The sequence below is a fragment of the Streptomyces sp. NPDC028305 genome, from assembly GCF_055569495.1.
The window spans coordinates 946,896-967,813 of record NZ_JBVHTN010000002.1 but is presented as its reverse complement, the minus strand read 5'-3'; the positions used below and the strand labels follow the sequence as shown (position 1 = coordinate 967,813).

Genomic DNA, 20,918 nt, shown 5'->3' with positions numbered 1-20,918 from the left:
CGGTGCCCGTCACGACTCGGGGGGTCGAACGGGATGGCGTCTTCAGCGGCACGGCCTGTCGTACGGAAACACAGCAGCGCGCCCGACATCGTGGGCTCCGCGGTCCTCGGCTGCTGCGCCGCCTGGGCCCTGGTGTGCGCCGCGGGCCGCACCGCCCGTCCCGAAGGCGTACTGCTCGCCGTGCTGGCCGTGGCCGCCGGGTACGCGTGCGGGCGGATCGCCGGATCGCTGCTGCCGGTGGCCTCGGCCACGGCCGCGGCGCTCGCGGGCCTGGGCCTGGCCTGCACCGTCCCGGACGGGGCGGGCGGCCACGACGGGGCGGCCCACGCGGCGCTGTTCACGCTCGCCGTCGGGGCGGCCTGCGGCGCCGCCTGGGCCGCCCGGTCGGCCGTGCTCCGGCTGGCCCTGCGCCTGCTGGCCGTGGCGATCGCGGCCACGGCCCTGGTGGCCGGGTCGCCGGCCGGCTGTGCGGCCGGGGCGCTGGTGCTGCTGTGCTCGCTCGCCGCCGCCCGGGCCCGGCGCCGGCTGCCGGGGCTGGCCGGGCTGGCGCTGGTCGCGGCGGTGGCCGTCGGCGGCTGCTGGGCCATCGCCGAGGACACCCTCCCGGACAGGCTCTCGGCGCCGTTGCGCGACCGGCTGGGCGAGCACCGCGTACGGCTGTGGCAGGACGCCGTACGGATCGCCGGACACGGCCCGCTGCGCGGAGCGGGGCCCGACCGGTTCGGCGAGCTGAGCCCCACCGTCCAGCGCTCGGTCACCGCCTCGGACGACACCCCGTCCTCGGCCCCGCTCCAGCAGGCCGCCGGGCAGGGGCTGCCGGGGGCGGCCCTGCTGGGCGCGGCCTTCGGCTGGCTGCTGTACGCGCTGTGGCGCTCGCCCCGCCGGACACCGGCCGTCCTCACCGCGGCCGCCACGCTGACGGCCCTGGCCGTCGAGTCGGTGCTCGGCAACGCGCTCAGCTTCCCGGAGGTGACCGCCGGGGCCGGCCTGATCGCGGGGCTGGCCACGGCGCGGCTCCCGGACGCGGACCCGGGCCCTTTCGCGGGCGTACCCCCGCCCCTGGACCCGCTCCCGGCGACGCGCTGAGCACGCGGGTGGGCGTCCCCTTTGGCGACAGGCGATTCTTCCCCCACCCCGCCCCTTCCCGCAGTGTCGAGCCCCTGCCCATGTGCGGCTCGGCCGCGTGGGCCCGCCACAGGCGTCAAGATCCGCCGGACGGGGCCTAGGCCCGCGAGGCCCCGGCCGCGATGCCGCGCAGACGGTGGCGGATCACGCGCACCGCGGCCTCGGCGTCGTCCACGGTGACGGTGAAGATCCGGCCGTCGCCGAGCCTGAGCACCAGGCCCTCACCGCGGCGCACGACCACGGCGGTGCCCTTCTCGGGGCGCCAGCGGTAGCCCCAGCCGCCCCACTGGCACGGGGTGACCCGGGGGGCGAAGTCCGCGTGGACCACGTCGTTGAGCGGGATGCGGCGGCGCGGCAGCCCGATGTGGCCGCAGCGCACCTCCAGGGCCTCCTCGTCGACCCGTACGGCCACATGGACGAAGGCCAGGGTGCCGAAGAGCATCAACAGCCCGGCCGCGAGGCAGCCGATCACGGACATCAGGAGGGGGGCAAGACCCGAGGTCCAGGGAGAGTCGACGGCCAGGTCGATACCGAGCGCCACACAGGCGGCGCCGCCGGCGGCCAGCACCCATTGGGCGCGGTTGTGCGCACGTCCCGTCCAGACCTCGGGCGGCTGCCCGGTCGCCGCCCGCTCGTCGCGCTCGTCGCCCTCGCCGTGGTGCCCCATAGCTGGCAGGGTACTCACGTTCCGCTACCCCGGCAGAGGATGGCCGCAAGGACGCCGGGAAGGACAGCCTCGGAACGATCGGGCCGGTGTCAGCCCCGGGCCAGCGGTTCGGGCGCCAGCAGACGGCCCTCGGTGTAGGCCAGGGCGACGTCCGGCAGGGCGGCCTCGCGGCCGCTGAGGATGACGGTGAGCCGTCCCCGGGAGAGGGCCGACGGGGCCTCCCCCGCCGCGGGCGCGGCAGCGGCGCCGATCCGGCGCAGGGCCTGGGCGACGACGGCCCCGGCGGACCCGTGCAGGGCGATCGGCGGTGCGTCGGCCGGCTGGACGGCGGCCCGGATGCGGTCGGCGACCAGCTCGTAGTGCGTGCAGCCCAGGACGAGGGACCGGATGTCGCGCGGGGTGCGGGCCGCGGCGTCGGCCACCGCCGCGTCGATCGCCGCGGAGTCGGCGTGCTGTACGGCCTCGGCGAGCCCCGGGCAGGCCACCTCCGTCACGGAGACCCCGTCCGCGAAGTCACGGATGAGCCCGCGCTGGTAGGGGCTGCCCGTGGTAGCGGGGGTGGCCCAGATCGCGACGGGTCCGCCGCCCGCCGCCGCGGGCTTGATCGCGGGTACGGTCCCGATGACCGGCAGCGCGGGCTCCAGCTCGGCCCGCAGCGCGGGCAGGGCGTGCACGGAGGCGGTGTTGCAGGCGATGATCACCGCGTCGGGGCGGTGCGCGGCCGCGGCGCGGACGCAGGCCAGCGCGCGCTGGGTGACGTCCTCGGGGGTACGGGGTCCCCAGGGCATGCCGTCGGGGTCCGAGGAGACGACGAGATCGGCGTCCGGCCTGAGCCGATGCACCGCGGCCGCTGCCGGGAGCAGGCCGATTCCGGAGTCCATGAGCGCGATCTTCACCCGGTCACCTTAATGGATCGCCCCGGAGCGCCCGGCGGCCGGGCACCCGGTCGGGCAGACTGCCACGGTGAACGCGCTGACGTGGATCGCCGTCGGGTCACTTGTCGTCTGGGTCTGGCTGCTGCTGGGCCAGGGCTTCTTCTGGCGTACGGACATCCGGCTGCCCAGCGGCGGCCAACCGGCGGACCCCGGTGGCGAACCGGGGGCGAACCTCGACGACGAGGAGTGCTGGCCGGCGGTGGCCGTCGTCGTCCCCGCCCGGGACGAGGCCGCCGTCCTCCCCGTGAGCCTGCCGTCGTTGCTGGCGCAGGACTATCCGGGGCCGGTGGAGATCTTCCTCGTCGACGACGGCAGTACGGACGACACGGGCAAGCTGGCCCGTGAACTCGCCGATGAACACGGCGGGCTGCCGCTGACCGTGGACTCGCCGGGCGAGCCGCCGCCGGGCTGGACGGGCAAGCTGTGGGCGGTGCGCCACGGCATGACGCTCGCCGGGGCCCGCCCGGACACCGAGTATCTGCTGCTGACCGACGCGGACATCGCGCATGAGCCGGACTCCCTGCGCGAGTTGGTGCGGGCGGCCCGTGGCTCCGGGCTCGACCTGGTGTCGCAGATGGCGCGGCTGCGCGTGGCGACGGTCTGGGAGCGGCTGATCGTCCCGGCGTTCGTGTACTTCTTCGCGCAGCTGTATCCGTTCCGGTGGGTCAACCGGGCGGGGGCGCGGACGGCGGCGGCCGCGGGCGGGTGTGTGCTGCTGCGGCGGGAGGCGGCCGAGCGCGCCCGGGTCCCGGAGGCGGTCCGGCACGCGGTCATCGACGACGTGGCGCTGGCCCGGGCGGTGAAGCGCGGTGGCGGAAGGATCTGGCTGGGGCTCGCGGACCGGGTGGACAGTGTGCGGCCCTATCCGCGGCTCGCCGAGCTGTGGCGGATGGTCTCGCGCAGCGCCTACGCACAGCTGCGGCACAGCCCGCCGCTGCTGGTGGCCACGGTGGCCGGGCTCGCGCTGGTGTACCTGGTGCCCCCGGTGGCGCTGTGCGCGGGGCTGGTGGCGGACCGGCCGGCGCTGTGGGCGGCGGGGGCCGCCGCGTGGGCGCTGATGGCGGCGACATACGTCCCCATGCTGCGCTACTACCGGCAGACGCTGTGGCTGGCCCCGCTGCTGCCGGTGACGGCGCTGCTGTACCTGCTGATGACCCTGGATTCGGCGGTGCGGCACTATCAGGGGCGCGGCGCGGCGTGGAAGGGGCGGACCTACGCCCGCCCCGGCGCCGCGCCCTGACGGCACGTCTCACTCGCTCACTTGCGGCCGGGTGTCCAGTTCATGCCCCAGCCGTAGGCGTAGTCGAGGGTGCGCTGGGGGCTGACGCCACGTTCGGGCACCAGGTAGCGGGCCTCGCGCTGGACCACGAGGTCTCCACCGGTGTTGGTGATCAGCGCGAGGGCGCAGACCGGGGAGGGGACGGTGCACTCGTCGAGCGAGAAGTCGATGGGCGCGCCGTGCTGCGGCTGGAGGGTGACCGTGGCATTGAGATTGGCGAAGCTGCGGGCGCCCTCGTAGATCGTGACGAAGACGAGGATGCGGCGGAACGCGTTCTTGTGGTCGAGGTTGATGGTGAGGTTCTCGCCGGACGCCTGGGCGCCGGTGCGGTCGTCGCCGTCGAGGTGGATGAACGGTGGCTGGTGCAGCGAGCCGAAGGAGTTTCCGAGCGACTGCACCACGCCCTTGCTGCCGTCGGCGAGCTCGAACAGCGCGCCCAGGTCGAGGTCGAGGTCCCCGTGCATGGCGATGGCCTTGCCGAGTTTCTGGCCCCAGCCCTTGAACTGTTTGCGCACCTGCCAGTTGAGGTTCACCCGCATGGCACCGGAGGTGCCCCCCTGCTTGGTGAGCGAGACGGAGGGGGCCTCCTTGGTCAGGGTGATCTTGGACAGGCTCACCGGGGCGGCGGGGGCCGGGGGCGCGGCGGCCGGGTAGGCGGGCGCCGTCGGCGGCGGAAGCGGCACGGCGGCCCCGACGGGCGGCGCGGGCGGCATGGGCGGAAGTGGCGCGGACTGCGGTACGGGCGCGGGGGCCGCGGCCGGGGCGGCGGGGGTGTGCTGTGGCTCGTCGACGCTGATGCCGAAGTCCGTGGCCAGGCCCTCGAGTCCACTGCTGTAACCCTGGCCGACGGCCCGGAACTTCCACGCGCCCTGCCGGCGGTAGAGCTCGCCGAACACGAAGGCGGTCTCGACGGTGGCGTCCTCGCTGTCGAAACGCGCGATCTCCGCGCCACCCGAGGCGTTCAGCACCCGGATGAACAGGCCCGGGACCCGGCCGAAGTGTCCGCCGTCCGAAGACGCGGCGAGCACCACGGTCTCAATGGCGGGCTCGACCCGGTCGAGGTCCACCGCGAGCGTGTCGGTCACGGTGTCACCGGCGGTCCGCTTGCCCTCGTGGCGCACGGCGCCCGAGGAGTGTGCCGGCTGGTTGTAGAAGACGAAGTCCGCGTCGGAGCGGACCTTTCCGGATGCCAGCAGCAGCGCCGAGGCGTCGACATCCGGCACCCCCGGGCCGGTGCGCCAGCCCAGTTCGACCCGCACCGCCGACGCCGGAACCGGAACATTGCTGCCTTTGCGCATCGCCATGCTGTCCCCCTGCCTTTCTTCATTCGTTCATCAGGGCCCCCGGCCGGGCCACCGGGCCCGAGGTCCACCCGATCGGCGGACCGCGGCCGGTAACCCGCCGAAAACGCGCTCTTTACAGGATCTCAACGTACCCTGCGACCGTTTTTCCCTGGTTCGCTCGGGTTGGGGAACCCAAGCCGCTCCCAGCGGGTAAAACAACCTTCTTACCGGACTCCCCAATCGGCACATCGTGGGCTTAACTTATGGGCTATGACCTCCCCCCGCGGTAGCTACGGCAGCGGCTACTACTCCTCGTCGTCCTTCCCGGACACCCCGATCTACGACAGCCTCGTCGCCGAGCGGGGGACACCGCAGATCGCGCCCATCCGGGTGGCCCCGCCGTACGACACCGGCAGCCACCTCCCGGCGCTCCCCTCCGCGCTGCCGGCACTGCCGGCCGCGCCCTCCCAGTACAACCCCTCGCAGGGGTACCAGGGGGGTGGCGGTCAGCCGCAGCCCGCCGGGCTCCAGCAGGCGCCCTCGCCGTACATCCCGCCGCAGGCGGGGGGGCCGCGCGGCTACCCGGGAGGGCAGCAGCAGCCTCCGCAGCAGCAGCGTCCGGCGGCGCCCTCGGGCTACGAGGCGATGCGCCCGGCCATGCCGCGCCCCGCGGCACCCCGGCCGGCGGCTCCCGCCCCCTCGCCGTACGAGGACCCCTACGGCCGCCAGCAGTACCCGGGGCGGCCGCAGCAGCCGGGGCCCGGCTACTGAGCCACTGAGCGCCCGACGCGGCGGGGCCCGGGCACGGCGGCCGGGTCCGTGTCGTGGCTCGGGCTGGGCGCTGTCGGACCTCGCTGGCAAGATGTCCTCATGGTCAACCCAGTGCTGAGCGCCGTCCATGTGTACCCCGTCAAGTCGGTCGCGGGGACGGCTCCTCATGAGGCGGTCGTCGAGCCGTGGGGGCTCGCCGGAGACCGGCGGTGGATGGTCGTCGAGCCCGGCGGCAAGTATGTGACTCAGCGTCAGCAGGCGAGGATGGCACTGGTTTCGGCCGAACCGCTGCCGGGTGGCGGGATCCGGCTCGGCGCGCCCGCGCATGAGCCGCTGACCGTCGCCGTGCCCGGGCCCGGGGGCGCCACGGGGGCGGTGTCGACCGTGTGGCTGCACAAGGAGGCGGTCGACGTGGTCCCGGCGGGCGCGGCGGCCGATGAGTGGCTGAGCGGCTTTCTGGGCACCCCGGTCCGCCTGGTCCATCTGGACGATCCGTCGCGCCGCCGGCCGCTCACGCCGGAGTTCGCGCGCGGGGGCGAGACCGTGAGCCTGGCCGACGAGTTTCCCCTGCTGCTCACCACCACCGCGTCGCTGGACGCGCTCAACTCGCTCATCGCCCAGGGGGATCACCCTGACGAGGGTCCGCTGCCGATGAACCGCTTCCGGCCGAACGTGGTCGTCGAGGGCACCGCGCCGTGGGCCGAGGACACGTGGCGGCGGATACGGATCGGCGAGGTTGTCTTCCGGGTCCCCAAGCCCTGTGCCCGGTGTGTGATCACCACCACCGACCAGGAGACCGCCCAGCGCGGCAAGGAGCCGCTGCGTACGCTGGCCCGCCACCGGCGCTTCGGTGATGAGCTCTTCTTCGGTCAGAATCTGGTCCCGGAGCTCCCCGAACTCCCCGGCCGGGCCGCGCTCTTGGGGGAGGGTCGCGGCATCGGAACGCTGCGGGTGGGCGACGCGGTGGAGATCCTCGAGTAGCGATGGCCCCGTCCGGCCCGGCCATCAGGGCCGTTCGGCCCCTTCCTGGTGTGCACACCGCTCGCCGATGCTCATCACCAGCGCCTGGGAACCACCTTCGCCACGGGGGCCGCGCCGGCTCTCACTCCACTGCGGTGAGGAGCCACCCGGACGGGCGCGGCCCCGTGCGGCGTGGGGCGCGGAGCCGGAAGGGGAGTCGGCCTCGCGCCCCACGCGACGTCATTCGGCGGCGCGGCGGTCCCTGATGCGCTCGGCGATGACCGCGGCCTGGATGCGCCGTCCCACGCCGAGCTTCGACAGAATCGCCGAGATGCGGTTCTTGACCGTCTTCTCGGCGAGGAACAGCCGCTCGGCGATCTGGCGGTTGGTCAGCCCCTCGCCGATGAGTTCCAGGATCTCCCGCTCGCGCGGCGACAGCCGCTCCAGCTCGACCGGCACGCTGGGCTGTGGCCCGCGCAGCCGGGCCATCACCCGCGCGGTCGCGCCCGGGTCGAGCATGGACCGGCCGCCCGCCACGGTGCGGACGGCGGACACCAGGTCGGAGCCGTTGATCTGCTTGAGCACATAGCCCGCCGCGCCCGCCATGATCGCGTCGAAGAGCGCCTCGTCGTCGTCGAAGGAGGTGAGCATCAGACAGGCCAGTCCGGGCAGCCGGGCCCGCAGCTCGCGGCACACCTCGATCCCCTCGTGGTCGCCTCCGTCGGCCGAGGAGCCGAGCCGTACGTCGAGCACCGCGACCCGGGGCCGGACGGCGGGGGCGCGGGCGATGGCCTCGCGCGCATTGGCCGCCTCCCCCACCACGCACAGGTCGGGCTCCGAGTCGAGCAGGTCGCGCAGCCCGCGGCGCACCACTTCGTGGTCGTCGAGCAGGAAGACCCCGATGCGCTCGGCGGGCCCCACGGGGTCGGCTGTCGAAGCCACCGCTTCTCCTTCCGTTCCCTCAGTGGCGCGCGGGGCGCGCCGGCCGTGATCCGCCGCCCAGCTTTATGCCCCGACGCCGCGCGGGGTAAGGGCCGTTCGGCCCTCCGGCCGCCGCGAACGCCCGCTCGCGGGCCGCTTCAGGCCCGCTTGTTCTCCGCGATCAGCGGCCGCAGCACCCTGCGCAGATCCCGCTCGCTGAGCGGCGCCAGCGCGCGGGCGGCGAGCCGTCCGTCGGGGTCGAGGACGATGGTCGAGGGGATCGCCTGCGGGTTGACGCTGCCCCTGGGGAGCTTGAGCACGATCCTGCCCATCTGGTCGTAGAGGCTGGGGTACGGGACGCCGTACTCCTCCTCGAACCTGATGGCCGCCTCCCGGCTCGGGTCCCGGGTGTTGATGCCGACGAACCGTACGCCCTCGGCCTCGGTCTCCTTGGCCACCTTCACCAGATTGGGCGCCTCGCCCCGGCACGGCCCGCAATTGGATCCCCAGAGGTTGACCACGACGACGTGGCCCTTGTAGTCCGCGAGGTCCAGCGGCTTGCCGTCGAGCGTCTTGCCGGAGATCCCGTGCACCTGCTCGCGCTCGCCCGGCGCGTAGCTGCTGATCACCTCGTTGCCGCCACCCGACTTCGAGGTGTCGTCCCCGGAGGAGCCCGTTCCTGTCCCGCAGGCCGACAGGAAGAGGGCGGCGGCCAGTGCGGCGGCCGAACGGGAGGCGAGATGACGGGTGTTCATGTGGTCAGCTTCGCAGGTCGCGGGTGCGCCTCGGCGCGCGGGTCCCCGGTCCGTTCAGGGCGACATGCCGCCGGCATACGGTCCGTACAGGTCCAGCAGCCGGGTGCGGGCGGACTGCAGCCGGCGCCCGATCACCTGGGCGCAGGCGAGGGCGAGCGCGTAACCGAGCTCGGTGTCCTCGTCGCACAGCCTGCGCACCGCCTCCGCGTCGAATTCGTATGCGCGCACCGGGCTGAGGGCCTCCGCGCCGAGGTGCCAGGTGTCCGGCGGGAAGAGCCAGGACCAGCCGATCAGCTCGCCGGGGCCGAGGGTCTCGATCACGGCGGCGCGCCGCCCGGGGACGTGCAGGTCGAGGGTGACCGCTCCGGTGCGGATGATCCAGAAGCGGTCGGCCGTGCGGCCCTCCTCGAAGATGCGGCCGCCCGAGGGGAAGGACACCTCGCGGGCGAGCGCCATCAGCCGGTCGCGGTGCTCCGTCTTCAGCGGGCTGAGAAGTCCCATCATGACCTCACTGTGCCGTCTCCCGCTGCTCGGCGCCCCTCGGCCGCCCTTCGGCGCGGACCGCGCGGACGGGCCGAAGGGCGGCCGGGCGCCGCTTGTGGCATCGTCGTAGGTGGGTCCTTGAGGTCCGGTGCCGCGCGAACGGCCCGGGCCGGGTACCACGCGGAGGCACGCATGGGACCGCAAGCCACGCTCACCGACCGCGAGCTGCACAGCCTGGACGCCCACTGGCGCGCGCTGAACTACCTGGCGGCGGGCCAGATCTATCTGACCGCCAATCCGCTGCTGGCGGAGCCGCTGCGCCCGGAGCACATCAAGCCGCGGCTGCTGGGCCACTGGGGCACCTGTCCCGGTCTGAACCTCGTCTACACGCATCTGAACCGGGTGATCTCGGCGCGCGACCTGGACGCGGTGTGCGTCTGGGGCCCGGGCCACGGCGGGCCGGCCGTGTTCGCCGGGGCCTGGCTCGAGGGCACGTACGGGGAGCTGTATCCCGACGTGGGGCGGGACCTGGCCGGGATGGCCCGTCTCTTCCGCCAGTTCTCCACGCCCGGCGGGGTGCCGAGCCACGCCGCGCCGCAGCTGCCCGGCTCGTTCCACGAGGGCGGGGAGCTCGGCTACTCCCTCGCGCACGCCTATGGCGCGGCGCTGGACAATCCCGGTCTGGTGGTCGTCTGCGTGGTCGGCGACGGGGAGGCCGAGACGGGGGCCCTCGCCGCGTCCTGGCACGCCGACAAGTTCCTGGATCCGGTGTACGACGGCGCCGTCCTGCCGGTGCTGCACCTCAACGGCTACAAGATCGCCAATCCGGCCGTCCTGGCCAGGCTGCCCGAGGGCGAGCTGGACGAGCTGCTGCGCGGCTACGGCCACGAGCCGCTGTACGTCACCGCAGCCGCCGGCGAGGACCCGGAGCGGACGCACCACGACATGGCGGCGGCGCTGGACGTCGCGCTGGACCGGATCGCGGCCTTCCAGCAGGCCGCGCGGGAGGGCGGCGGGGCGCGGCGGCGGCCGCACTGGCCGTTGCTCGTGCTGCGCACGCCCAAGGGCTGGACCGGCCCGGCCGAGGTGGCCGGGGTGCCCGTGGAGGGCACCTGGCGGGCCCATCAGGTGCCGCTCGCGAGGGTCAGGGAGGATCCCGGGCGGCTGCGACAGCTGGAGCGGTGGCTGCGCTCGTACCGCCCGGACGAGCTCTTCGGCGCCGACGGCCGCCCGCGCCCCGAGGTGCTGGCCTGTGTGCCGGCGGGCGACCGCAGGCTCGGCGCCAATCCGCACGCCAACGGCGGCCGGCTGCTGCGCGAGCTGCCGCTGCCCGACCTGGCCGGCCTCGCCGTCGCCGTGGACAAGCCGGGCACCCGGTTGCACGAGCCGACGCGAGTGCTCGGCGGGATGCTGCGCCAGGTGATGGCCGACACGGCCGAGCGCCGCGACTTCCGCCTGGTCGGGCCGGACGAGACGGCGTCCAACCGGCTTCAGGACGTGTACGCCGTGACGGACAAGGCCTGGCAGGCCGAGACGGTGGAGACGGACGAGCATCTGGGGCCGCACGGCCGCGTCATGGAGGTGCTGTCCGAGCATCTGTGCCAGGGCTGGCTCGAGGGCTATCTGCTGACCGGGCGGCACGGCCTGTTCTCCTCGTACGAGGCGTTCGCCGACATCGTCGCCAGCATGGCGTCCCAGCACGTCAAGTGGGTCCAGACCGCCCGTACCGTCCCCTGGCGGGCGCCGATCGCCGCCCTGAACTACCTGCTGACCTCGCATGTGTGGCGGCAGGACCACAACGGCTTCTCGCACCAGAACCCCGGGTTCGTCGACCACATCCTCAACAAGGACCCGCAGACGGTGCGCGTCTACCTCCCGCCCGACGCCAACACCCTGCTGTGCGTCGCCGACCATGTGCTGCGCACCCGGGACGCCGTCAATGTGGTCGTGGCGGGCAAGCAGCCCTGCTTCGACTGGCTCGGCCTGGAGCAGGCCCGCGACCACTGCGCGCGAGGCCTCGGCATCTGGGAGTGGGCGGGGACGGAGCGACCGGACGGCGAGCCGGAGGTGGTGCTGGCCTGCGCGGGGGACGTGCCCACCCAGGAGGCGCTGGCGGCGGCGTCCGTGCTGCGCACCCGTCTGCCGGAGCTGGCGGTCCGGGTCGTCAACATCGTCGACATGGCCAAGCTGCTGCCGCGTCAGGAGCATCCGCACGGTCTGACGGACCACGAGTTCGACGCGGTGTTCACCCGCGACCGGCCGGTGATCTTCGCGTACCACGGCTATCCGTGGCTGATCCACCGGCTCACCTACCGGCGGGCCGTCCATCCGCGGATCCATGTGCGCGGCTACCGGGAGATGGGCACCACGACCACGCCGTTCGACATGGTCGTGCGCAATGACCTCGACCGCTACCGGCTGGTCATGGACGTGTTGGACCGGGTGCCGGGGCTCGCGGTCCGTGCCGCGGGGCTGCGCCAGTCCATGGAGGACATGCGCCACCGGCACCACGCCTGGATCCGGCAGCACGGTGAGGACATGCCGGAGGTGGCGGAATGGAGCTGGCCCGGCTGACCCCAAGCAGAATGCGGGTGAGCAGATTGCGGGCACCGATCGTCCACTTCCGGTAAGTGTTCGATGCCCGAATCGTCAATCTCGGTCTCGGCGTGCGCGGGCGGCCCAAGGCCCGTACCCTCGGCTGCTTCATCGACCCTGCTGTCACTCGCACTCGTCAACAGGAGGCACCGGTGCCGGCGCAAACCCGCCTGTGGTCCGCCGATCGAGCCATGGAACGTCTGCTCCAGCGCCGTTTCACCGCACGCGAGTTGCCGCTGCTGCGCGTGCAGATCGAGGAGTGCGCCGCCTGGGCCGGGCTGGCCGAGGCGCGCCGGGGCGACTTCGTCCTGGCCGTGGACGCGATCGCCACCAACGCGGTGGAGCACGCCGGCGGGGAGGGAAGCCTGCTGCTGCGGCGGGTCGGTGACGAGCTGGAGTGCCGGATCAGCGACTCGGGCCCCGGCTTCTCCGAAGACGTCATCCCCCGGATCCTGCCGGGCCTGGACGGGGCGACCAGCGGACGCGGGCTGTGGCTGACCCGCCTGGTCACCGACCGGCTCGCGGTCAGCGCGGGCGCCGTCGGGGCCGTGGTGACGCTCGCGATGCGGCTGCGCTGAGCACTCCCCCGCTGTCTCCCGCGGCACCCCCGCCACCTCCCGCCACGCACGCCGGCCTGCCCCGCCTCGCCCGACCGGCTTCCAGCGGGACAATGGGAAGGAACGTATCCATGTGCTGACATGAGAGGCGGTGGGCGCGGTGGAGCTTCCCGTCGTGGTGGGGGTGGACGGTTCGGACGCCGCCTTCGACGCGCTGGACTGGGCGGCCGACATGGCCGCGCGGCGCCAAGTGCCGCTGCGCATCGTGCACGCGTCCCTGTGGGAGCGCTACGAGGGGTACATCCCCGCCGGCTCGCCGGACCGCCCGGCCGAGCGCATCCGCAGCGAGACCGTGCTGGCCATGGCCGCCGAGCGGGCGGGGCGGCGCTCCTCGACGCTCAAGGTGATGACGGATGTGGCGGCCGACGACGCGGTGACGGCCCTGCTGCGCGCCGCGCAGAGCGCGGACGCGGTGGTCGTGGGTTCGCGGGGGCGCGGGGAGTTCGCGTCGCTGCTGCTGGGCTCGGTGGGGCTGGGGATCGCGGCCCGTGCGCACTGCCCGGTGGTGGTGGTCCGCGGCCGCCCGGAGAATGTGCAGGGTCGGCTGAACCGGGTGACGGTGGGCATCGCCGAGCGCGAGCGCCCCGGCGGGCCCGAGTACGCCTCGGGCGCGGCGGCGAACGCCTTCGCGCTCCGCGAGGCGCGGCTGCGCGGCTGTGAGCTGGAGGCGGTGCACGCCTGGCGCTACGCGGCCGCCGAGGCGGCCGGGGAGCCCGGGAACCCCGAGGAGCGGGCGCGGCGCGCCGGTGAGCTGCTCGACGAGGCGCTGGGCGGCTTTTCGGCGGCGGCGCTGCCGCCCGTGCCGGTGGCGCACCGCGTGGTCGAGGCCTCGCCGCGCAAGGCGCTGCTGGACGCGTCGGCGCACTCCGACCTGCTGGTGGTGGGGGCGCGGCGGCGCCATGGCCACTTCGGCATGCAGTTGGGCCTGGTCAACCACGCGGTGCTGCACCATGCGCACTGCCCGGTGGCGGTGGTCCCGCAGACCTGACCGGCCCCGGCGACCCTGCGCCCCCTTCGACGGCAGGCGCTAGGCTGCCCTGAAGCGGCTGACGGGCACGACGGAGGCCAGGTGTCGGGCACTGGGGATCAGGGGCGCCATCCGGCACTGCCCCAACTGCGTCTGGACCAGCTCATCGACGAGCTTCAGGCGCGGCTCGACGCGGCGCGCGCCACGCAGGGCCGTACGCACAACCTCCTCGAGGCGGTGCTCAACGTCGGCCGCGAGCTGGATCTGGAGCAGGTGCTGCGGCGGATCGTGGAGGCCGCGGTGGTGCTGGCCGACGCCGAGTACGGCGCGCTGGGCGTGGTCGACCAGCACCGGCTGTCGGAGTTTCTGCCGGTGGGGATATCCGAGGAGCTGGCGCGGCGGATAGGGCCGCTGCCCGGTGGCCACGGTCTGCTCGGCGAGTTGATCCGCCGTCCGCAGCCGCTGCGGCTGACCGATCTGGCGGCCCATCCGTCCAGCCGGGGCTTCCCGGAGCACCATCCGCCCATGCACTCGTTCCTGGGGGTGCCGATCCGGGTCCGCGACGAGGTCTTCGGGATCCTGTATCTGACCGAGAAGCGCGGCGGCGCCGATTTCGACCCCGAGGACGAGGCGGTGCTGACCACCTTGTCGGTGGCGGCGGGCGTGGCCATCGACAACGCGCGGCTGTACCACGAGAGCAGGCGCCGCGAGCAGTGGCTGGAGGCGTCGGGTGTGATCACCCGGACGCTGCTGGCCGGGACCCCCTCGGGCGAGGCGCTGAGCCTGATCGCCCGCCTCGCCCTCCAGGTGTCCCTGGCCGACTCGGCGGCGGTGCTGCTGCCGGTCGAGGGGACCGGCAGCCTGCTGGTGGAGGTGGCCGAGGGCCATGACGCGGAGCGGCTCGGCGGGCAGGTGGTGCCGTCGGAGGGGTCGCTGGCCGGGCTGGCCGCGCGCACGGGCCGGCCGGCTGCCAGCGGCGACGTACGGGGCGATCCGCGGGCCTGGCCGATCCCGGCCCGGGAGGGGGAGTTCGGCCCGCTGGTGGCCGTTCCGCTGGTCGCGGGCGAGCGGAGTTCGGGGGCGCTGCGGCTGTGCCGGCTCGCCGGGCGCCCGCCGTTCGACCACCACGAGGTGGAACTGCTCTCCGGCTTCGCGGCGCAGGCGGCGCTGGCCCTGGAACTGGCCCGGCACCGGGCCGAGTCCGAGCGGCTGGCGCTGCGTCACGACCGTGACCGGATCGCCCGCGATCTGCACGACCTGGCGATCCAGCGGCTGTTCGCGACGGGGCTGACGCTCCAGAGCGCGGGGCGGCTGATCGAGCACCCCGAGGCGGTGGAGCGGGTGGGGCGGGCGGTGGACGACCTGGACGAGACCATCAAGATCATCCGTTCCACGATCTTCGCGCTTCGGGTGGTCGGGGACGGCGACGCGGAGGCCGGCGGTCTGCGGCGGCGCCTGGCCAAGGCCATCCGGTCGGCGTCCGATGTGCTCGGCTTCACCCCGGCGCTGGTGGTGGAGGGCCCGGTCGACACCGATGTGCCGGACGAAGTGGCCGACCAGGTGCTGGCGGTGCTCGCCGAGGCGCTCAGCAACACCGCCCGGCACGCGCGGGCGCGGCGGGTGGACGTACGGCTGAGCGTCGGGGTGGGGCTCACCCTGGTGGTCGCCGACGACGGCGTGGGCATGGGCGGCAGCGCGCCCAGCGGCGGCCTGGTCAACATGCGCTCCAGGGCCGGGCTCCACGACGGCACGCTGGACATCGAGGCGCCCGAGGCGGGAGGTACGCGGCTGGTGTGGCGGGTACCCCTGGCAACCGGCTGAGCTTACGCGACGGAGGGCCCGACCTCGTGATATTGCTCTCTCTTCGACGAATCCACGTATTTCCGGCCCGTCATGCGGTATCCACGAATGGGGAAGGGGGTGCGTGAGCATGCGGACGATCCGTGGACTGTGGCGCTGGCGGCGCAACCCGCTGCGCCGCGGGACGGACCTCGCCGAGGCCTGGGCGGCGCTGCTTGCCGTGGTGCTCATCGTCCTCGTGGCCCCTGCGGTCGGCTGGGTGACGGGCTCGCTCACGCACGGGGCGCTGCGCGAGACGGTGCGGGAGCAGCGGGAGCAGCGGCAGTTGGTCACGGCGACCGTGGTGAAGGTCCTGCCGCACCCTCGTATCGACTCCGATCCGGAGACCGCCTCGTCGCGTGACGCGCACCGCCGGGTGTTCGCCCGCTGGACCGGGCCGGACGGCAGCAAGCACTCCGGGGCGCTGGGCACCCACCCGGGCGCCGACCCCGGCGAACAGTTCCGGCTCTGGACGGACGGCCAGGGCCGGCCGGCGAGCCGCCCGCTGGACGAGGCGACCGCAGCCACCCACGCCGTGCTGGCCGGGACGGCCGCGGGGGCGGGAGTGGCGGGGCTGTTCGAGGGCACCCGGCGGCTGGTCGTATGGCGGCTGATGCGCCGTCGGTACGCCGAGTGGGACATCGCCTGGGAACGGGCCGGCCAGGACTGGGGCCGGGCGGGGGCCGGAAGCTGACGGCCGTGTGCCACGGCGTGGCACCGCGCTGAAACGGCGGAGCGGAGCCGAGCGTTCCGGCCACGGCCGCGTCAACGCACCGCCCTCCGCGCACGCTACGGTGGGGCTTTCACAGCACAGCGGCACAGTCGCACGCAGCCGGCATACGCACGAGGTGGGGGCACAACAGCACCATGGCACAGGGCTCGGTCGTCCAGGTGACGCACAGCGGAACGTCGCGGTGGCGGCGCCGCACAGGTGAGTACGGCTCCCTCTCGGCGGCCCTGGAGGCCGCGGGGGACGGTGATGTGCTCTCCATCTCGCCCGGCACCTATCGCGAGAATCTGGTGGTGGGCCGGGCCGTCACCCTGCGCGGCCCCGAGGGCTCGGGGCGCGGCTCGGTACGGATCGCCCCGGCCGACGGCGTCGCCCTGACCATACGCGCGTCCGCGGTGATCCAGGATCTGCATATCGAGGGCCAGGACTCGGCCTCGCCCGCGCTGCTCGTCGAGGACGGCACCCCGGAGCTCGCGGATGTGCGGGTGGCGACCCGCTCGGCGGTGGGGATCGAGGTGCGCGGCGGCGCCCGGCCCACCGTGCGGCGCTGCACCGTGGACAATCCGGCGGGCGTGGGGTTCAGCGTGCTGGACGGGGCGGGCGGGGTGTTCGAGGACTGCGAGGTGGTGGCGGCGGGCCAGTCGGGCGTCGATGTGCGCGGCGGCGGGCATCCGCGGCTCGAGCGCTGCCGCGTCCACCACGCCTCGGGCGCGGGGCTGTCGCTGACCGGCGAGGGCAGCGCGCTGGAGGCGGTCGGCTGTGAGGTGTACGAGATCAGGGGCGCCGGCGTGCAGGTCTCGGCGCGCGCCACGGGGCATCTGACCGACTGCCGGGTGCACCGCACGACCGCCGACGGGGTCAACCTCGACACGGACGCGGTGCTCACGCTCGCGGACTGCGACATCCACGACATCCCGGAGAACGCGATCGACCTGCGGTCCCGTTCGGTGCTCACGCTCACCCGCTCCAAGGTGCGCCGGTTCGGGCGCAACGGCCTGTCGGTGTGGGACCCGGGCACCCGCGTGGACGCCAACCAGTGTGAGCTGCACGAGAGTACGGGCGACTACCCCGCGGTGTGGGTGAGCGACGGCGCGACGGCCGTCCTCGACTCGTGCCGGGTACACGATGTGCCCGACGCGCTGTTCGTGCTGGACCGGGGCTCGCGGGTGGACGTCGTCGACAGCGATCTGTCGCAGGTGCGCAACACCGCGGTGTCGGTGAGCGACGGGGCGACCGCGCAGCTGGACGACTGCCGGATCCGGGAGGCGGCCACCGGCGCCTGGTTCCGTGACCACGGCAGCGGCGGCACGCTGGCGGGCTGCACCATCGACGGGACGGCGACGGGTGTGATCGTCACCAAGGGCGCCGACCCCAAGGTCGAGCGCACCACGGTCACCTCCCCCACCGAGGCCGGTTTCTATGTGTCCGCCGAGGGCCGGGGCACCTTCGACAACTGCCGGGTGTCCGGCAGCGGGGGCTACGGCTTCCACATCATCGACGGCTGCCGGTCCACCCTGACCCGGTGCCGTACGGAGCGGTGCGCGCGCGGCGGTTACGAGTTCTCCGAGACCGGTCCGATCGTGGAGGACTGCACGAGCGACGAGAGCGCGGCCACGCCCGCCGCGCGGTCGGTCGCGGCGGCGGCCGGGAAGCCCGCGGTGGAGACGGCCACGTCGACGGGCGGGCTGCTGGGCAGCATTCCGGCGCAGCGCACCTCCGACGGCGCCGCCCCCGCCGCCGCGGCCGCGCCGGCCGCCCCGGTGGAGGTGCGCGCGTCCGAGGCCGTGCTGGGCGAACTGGACACGCTGGTGGGCCTGGAGAGCGTCAAGCGCGAGGTGCGTGCCCTCACCGACATGATCGAGGTGGGCCGGCGTCGGCAGCAGGCCGGCCTCAAGGCCGCGTCGGTGCGCCGCCATCTGGTCTTCACCGGCTCCCCCGGCACCGGCAAGACCACGGTGGCCCGGCTGTACGGGGAGATCCTGGCCTCGCTCGGGGTGCTGGAGCGCGGCCATCTGGTGGAGGTCTCCCGGGTGGACCTGGTCGGCGAGCACATCGGCTCGACGGCGATCCGCACCCAGGAGGCCTTCGACCGGGCGCGCGGCGGTGTGCTGTTCATCGACGAGGCGTACGCGCTGTCGCCGGAGGACTCGGGCCGGGACTTCGGCCGCGAGGCGATCGACACGCTGGTGAAGCTGATGGAGGACCACCGGGAGGCGGTGGTGGTCATCGTGGCCGGCTACACCGCGGAGATGCAGCGCTTCCTGACCGTCAACCCGGGCGTGGCGTCCCGCTTCTCGCGCACCATCACCTTCGGCGACTACGCCCCGGAGGAGCTGCTGCGGATCGTGGAGCAGCAGGCGGAGGAGCACGAGTACCGGATCGGCGAGGGCGCGGCAGAGGCGCTGCTGAAGTACTTCACGGCGATCCCCAAGGGCCCGGCGTTCGGCAACGGCCGCACCGCCCGGCAGACCTTCGAGGCCATGGTGGAGCGGCACGCGGGCCGGGTGGCACAGCTGACCGATCCGAGCACGGACGACCTGACGCTGCTCTACCCGGAGGATCTGCCGGAGCTCTTGTGACGCGGTGGGGACTGGCCCGGGAGGCGGGCCAGCAGCCCGGCCCGCTCCTGGTCGAAGGCCGGGTCGGCCTGGTAGTCGGAGTGGCCGAGGATCGGGGCGGGCAGCGGGTGATCGGCGGTGCGGCCGTAGGCGAGCGGGTCCTTGAGCCCCTCGTGGTCCACCTCAGGACCGGTGCCGTCGGGCAGCCTGATGGGGCCGCCAATCGGGTCGGTGTACCGCCACAGATTGCGCCAGCAGCGGACCTCGTCGTGCAGGGAGCACAGCTCGGCCATGCCGAAGTAGGCGGGGAACCAGCGCCCGTAGAGCCGCTCCAGCGGTGAGCCGTAGGTCAGCAGCGCGACCCGGCCGCGGGTGCGCCGGTCGACCTGCCAGACCGCGGCGGCGGCCAGCACGCTGCCCTGGGAGTGGCCGGAGATCACCAGCCGGCCGCCGTGGCGCCGGGTCCAGGTCTCCATCCGCCAGGTCAGGTCGGGGACGGCCCGCTCCGCGTAGCAGGGGGGCGCGAAGGGGTGGGCGGCACGCGGCCAGAAGGTGCCGACGTCCCACAGGATGCCGATGGTGCGGCGGGCGGAGGGGCTGCGGTAGGCGCGGCGGGCCCAGGTGACGAGCAGCAGGAAGGCCAGGCCCATCAGCCAGGAGCCGAGCGCCTGCGCGGTCCGGGCCGTGGCCTCGACGGCCGCGGGGCCGCCCTCGGCGGCCCGTCCGGGCACCTGGTGGGTGGCCCAGGCCCCGGTGACCGCGGCCGCGCCGAGGAGCAGGGTGAACAGGGCGACGGGGCCGATGATGGCCGGGGCGGAGTCGGTCAGTCCGGCGCGGGCGATCACCCCGGCGATCTTTCGGGTGCGCACCGCGTCGGGCTGCTCCCCGGGGTAGCCGTCGGGCACGGTGCGTACGAGCCGCCGCCGCACCCGCCACACCCGCACGGCGAATAACAGGGCCACCAGCAGCACCACGAACAGCACGGCGGGGACGACCGCCGCCTGCCAGGACAGCAGGGCCGGAGGGCCGGCGATGGGGCCCCCGGCCATGCCGGGCGTGGCGTCGCCGTCCAGCCAGTCGGCCACGCGCTGGGCGACGCCGCCGCAGAGCACCGCGCCGAGACCGCAGGCCAGCATCGCCACGGCCGGCCCGGCGAGGCCGCGCAGCGGGGTTCGTCCGGCGGGCGCCGCCCGGTACAGCGCCAGTGCGCACAGGGCCAGGGCGACGACGAGGGTGCCTTGGGCGAGCGCGAGGACGCCGAAGGCGGCGTCGCCCGGCAGCCGCCCCCGGGAGGTCCAGCCGGGCCGGGACCAGCCGGCGTACAGCATGGCCAGGGCGAGCACGCCGAGCGCGGCGCCGGGCAGGGCGGTGGTGGTGATCCGGTCCAGCTCGTCGTCGAGCCTGGTCTCGCTGCGGCCCCGGCGGCACACCACGTACACCACGAGCAGGGCGCCCGCGGTGAGCAGGGCGAGCAGCAGCCACCCGAGGGCGTCGAGGAGGGCGCTGCCGCCCGGCTCGCGGTCGTAGGAGGCGGTGGCCGCGGTGAGGCCGGCGGCGATGGTCAGAAAGCTCGCCGCGGTGTGCGCGGCGCGCAGCCGGGCCACTATCCGGCGGCCGTACCAGAAGCCGGGCAGGCACAGCGCGGCGCGGTTCCCGGACGCGGGGTCCGACTCGTCCACCGGCCGGCGCAGCGGGGGCTGTGACTCGTACGCGCTCCAGGTGCGGTTGGACAGGTACCACAACAGCCCGCCGAGCGCGGTGGGCACGAGCGAGGCCAGGGCGAGGCGGCGGCCGGGCTGGCTCCACCAGCCGTGGTCCCGCGGCGACATGAAGCCCAGCCAGGACCTGTCGTCCGCGCAGGGCTGCGAGCCCGCGCACTGCCACGCCACCAGGTCAAGCGCCACCTCACAGGCCCCGGCGATCAGCAGGACGGTGAGGCTCAGCGCGATCAGCCGCACCAGGAGGCCGTAGGCGCGCACGGTGCGCTCGCGCCGGTCGGCGGCGGGCCGCATCCAGTGGGCGAGGTTGGCGACCATGAAGGGCAGCAGGAGCAGCCACAGCGCGCGGGCGCCGTTGCCGGAGGTGAGGTTGGACCAGCAGTAGGCCTCGCGGACCGGTGACTCGCGGTAGTCCTGGGGGCGGTTCTCGGCGTCGGTGTCCTCGATGCGCCGGTAGATCCCCGCGGTCTCGTCGCCGGTGACCAGCACGGTCCGCGGGTCGGTGAGCATCTCCTGCGAGGTGGCCCCGCCAACACCGTGGACCAGCAGCTCCAGGTCGGGCGGCGGCCGGTCGTCGTTCTCCGCCGCCGCGTCGGTACTCGTATGCGTCGCCGCTGCCACCGCGTCCCCCCGATCCCGGTGTGGTCGTCCCGTCCAGGATCGTGCCCCCGGGGCGCGGGCCCGACGCCGCAGCGCCGGGCGTGGCGAAATCGTG

At 74.3% G+C, this 20,918-nt stretch carries 17 protein-coding genes; 10 read left to right on the top strand and 7 right to left on the bottom strand.

The features are described 5' to 3' along the window. Window positions 1-33 precede the first annotated feature (33 nt). Complete coding sequence (locus ACZ4WQ_RS10425) at window positions 34-1,086, top strand: O-antigen ligase family protein (protein WP_398375371.1); 1,053 nt, start codon at window positions 34-36, stop codon at window positions 1,084-1,086. Window positions 1,087-1,222: 136 nt separating this feature from the next. Here the strand turns inward: ACZ4WQ_RS10425 and ACZ4WQ_RS10420 are convergent, their stop codons facing one another. Both ACZ4WQ_RS10420 and ACZ4WQ_RS10415 read right to left on the bottom strand, forming a co-directional pair. After that, complete coding sequence (locus ACZ4WQ_RS10420) at window positions 1,223-1,792, bottom strand: NfeD family protein (RefSeq protein ID WP_311723124.1); 570 nt, start codon at window positions 1,790-1,792, stop codon at window positions 1,223-1,225. Between the two features lie 89 nt (window positions 1,793-1,881). After that, window positions 1,882-2,688 (bottom strand): glutamate racemase, encoded by an 807-nt coding sequence (locus ACZ4WQ_RS10415; RefSeq protein ID WP_468022144.1) that lies wholly within the window; start codon window positions 2,686-2,688, stop codon window positions 1,882-1,884. A 76-nt stretch (window positions 2,689-2,764) separates the two neighbouring features. On the opposite strand from ACZ4WQ_RS10415, the gene ACZ4WQ_RS10410 reads away from it, so the two are divergent. Then, the gene (locus ACZ4WQ_RS10410; RefSeq protein WP_394816723.1) at window positions 2,765-3,967 is read left to right on the top strand and encodes a glycosyltransferase; all 1,203 of its coding nucleotides are present in this window, start codon (window positions 2,765-2,767) and stop codon (window positions 3,965-3,967) included. Window positions 3,968-3,984: 17 nt separating this feature from the next. Here the strand turns inward: ACZ4WQ_RS10410 and ACZ4WQ_RS10405 are convergent, their stop codons facing one another. Then, window positions 3,985-5,304, bottom strand: coding sequence for a TerD family protein (locus ACZ4WQ_RS10405; protein ID WP_358843677.1), 1,320 nt, complete (start codon window positions 5,302-5,304; stop codon window positions 3,985-3,987). Window positions 5,305-5,559: 255 nt separating this feature from the next. Here ACZ4WQ_RS10405 and ACZ4WQ_RS10400 point away from each other — a divergent pair, with 255 nt between their 5' ends. Both ACZ4WQ_RS10400 and ACZ4WQ_RS10395 read left to right on the top strand, forming a co-directional pair. After that, a complete protein-coding gene (locus tag ACZ4WQ_RS10400; protein ID WP_358843584.1) occupies window positions 5,560-6,060 on the top strand; it encodes a DUF6643 family protein in 501 nt (166 codons plus the stop codon). 99 nt (window positions 6,061-6,159) lie between these two features. Continuing rightward, window positions 6,160-7,041 carry an MOSC domain-containing protein gene (locus tag ACZ4WQ_RS10395; protein WP_468022143.1) on the top strand — a complete coding sequence of 294 codons (882 nt, stop codon included), beginning with the start codon at window positions 6,160-6,162 and terminating at the stop codon, window positions 7,039-7,041. Window positions 7,042-7,260: 219 nt separating this feature from the next. Here the strand turns inward: ACZ4WQ_RS10395 and ACZ4WQ_RS10390 are convergent, their stop codons facing one another. The 3 genes from ACZ4WQ_RS10390 to ACZ4WQ_RS10380 form a co-directional block, all read right to left on the bottom strand. Continuing rightward, window positions 7,261-7,962 carry a response regulator transcription factor gene (locus ACZ4WQ_RS10390; RefSeq protein ID WP_311723130.1) on the bottom strand — a complete coding sequence of 234 codons (702 nt, stop codon included), beginning with the start codon at window positions 7,960-7,962 and terminating at the stop codon, window positions 7,261-7,263. 137 nt (window positions 7,963-8,099) lie between these two features. After that, window positions 8,100-8,696: a TlpA family protein disulfide reductase gene (locus tag ACZ4WQ_RS10385; RefSeq protein WP_468022142.1), complete on the bottom strand. Its 597-nt coding sequence runs from the start codon at window positions 8,694-8,696 to the stop codon at window positions 8,100-8,102. 54 nt (window positions 8,697-8,750) lie between these two features. Continuing rightward, window positions 8,751-9,200 carry a Crp/Fnr family transcriptional regulator gene (locus tag ACZ4WQ_RS10380; RefSeq protein WP_311723132.1) on the bottom strand — a complete coding sequence of 150 codons (450 nt, stop codon included), beginning with the start codon at window positions 9,198-9,200 and terminating at the stop codon, window positions 8,751-8,753. Between the two features lie 171 nt (window positions 9,201-9,371). Between ACZ4WQ_RS10380 and ACZ4WQ_RS10375 the strand changes: the two genes are divergently transcribed. From ACZ4WQ_RS10375 to ACZ4WQ_RS10350, 6 genes are all read left to right on the top strand, one after another. Then, a complete protein-coding gene (locus tag ACZ4WQ_RS10375; protein ID WP_398375361.1) occupies window positions 9,372-11,753 on the top strand; it encodes a phosphoketolase in 2,382 nt (793 codons plus the stop codon). Window positions 11,754-11,965: 212 nt separating this feature from the next. Next, window positions 11,966-12,352, top strand: coding sequence for an ATP-binding protein (locus ACZ4WQ_RS10370; protein ID WP_311723353.1), 387 nt, complete (start codon window positions 11,966-11,968; stop codon window positions 12,350-12,352). A gap of 130 nt (window positions 12,353-12,482) precedes the next feature. Continuing rightward, a complete protein-coding gene (locus ACZ4WQ_RS10365; RefSeq protein ID WP_385343439.1) occupies window positions 12,483-13,379 on the top strand; it encodes a universal stress protein in 897 nt (298 codons plus the stop codon). Between the two features lie 81 nt (window positions 13,380-13,460). Continuing rightward, window positions 13,461-15,179: a GAF domain-containing sensor histidine kinase gene (locus ACZ4WQ_RS10360; protein ID WP_385343436.1), complete on the top strand. Its 1,719-nt coding sequence runs from the start codon at window positions 13,461-13,463 to the stop codon at window positions 15,177-15,179. A 109-nt stretch (window positions 15,180-15,288) separates the two neighbouring features. Then, a complete protein-coding gene (locus ACZ4WQ_RS10355) occupies window positions 15,289-15,891 on the top strand; it encodes an Rv1733c family protein (protein ID WP_311723136.1) in 603 nt (200 codons plus the stop codon). A gap of 173 nt (window positions 15,892-16,064) precedes the next feature. After that, the gene (locus ACZ4WQ_RS10350) at window positions 16,065-18,506 is read left to right on the top strand and encodes a right-handed parallel beta-helix repeat-containing protein (RefSeq protein ID WP_385343432.1); all 2,442 of its coding nucleotides are present in this window, start codon (window positions 16,065-16,067) and stop codon (window positions 18,504-18,506) included. Here ACZ4WQ_RS10350 and ACZ4WQ_RS10345 read toward each other — a convergent pair. Then, window positions 18,476-20,824, bottom strand: a complete 2,349-nt coding sequence (locus tag ACZ4WQ_RS10345) for a hypothetical protein (protein WP_398375358.1) — start codon at window positions 20,822-20,824, stop codon at window positions 18,476-18,478. The two genes, ACZ4WQ_RS10350 and ACZ4WQ_RS10345, sit on opposite strands and share 31 nt — an antisense overlap. Between the last annotated feature and the right edge of the window lie 94 nt (window positions 20,825-20,918).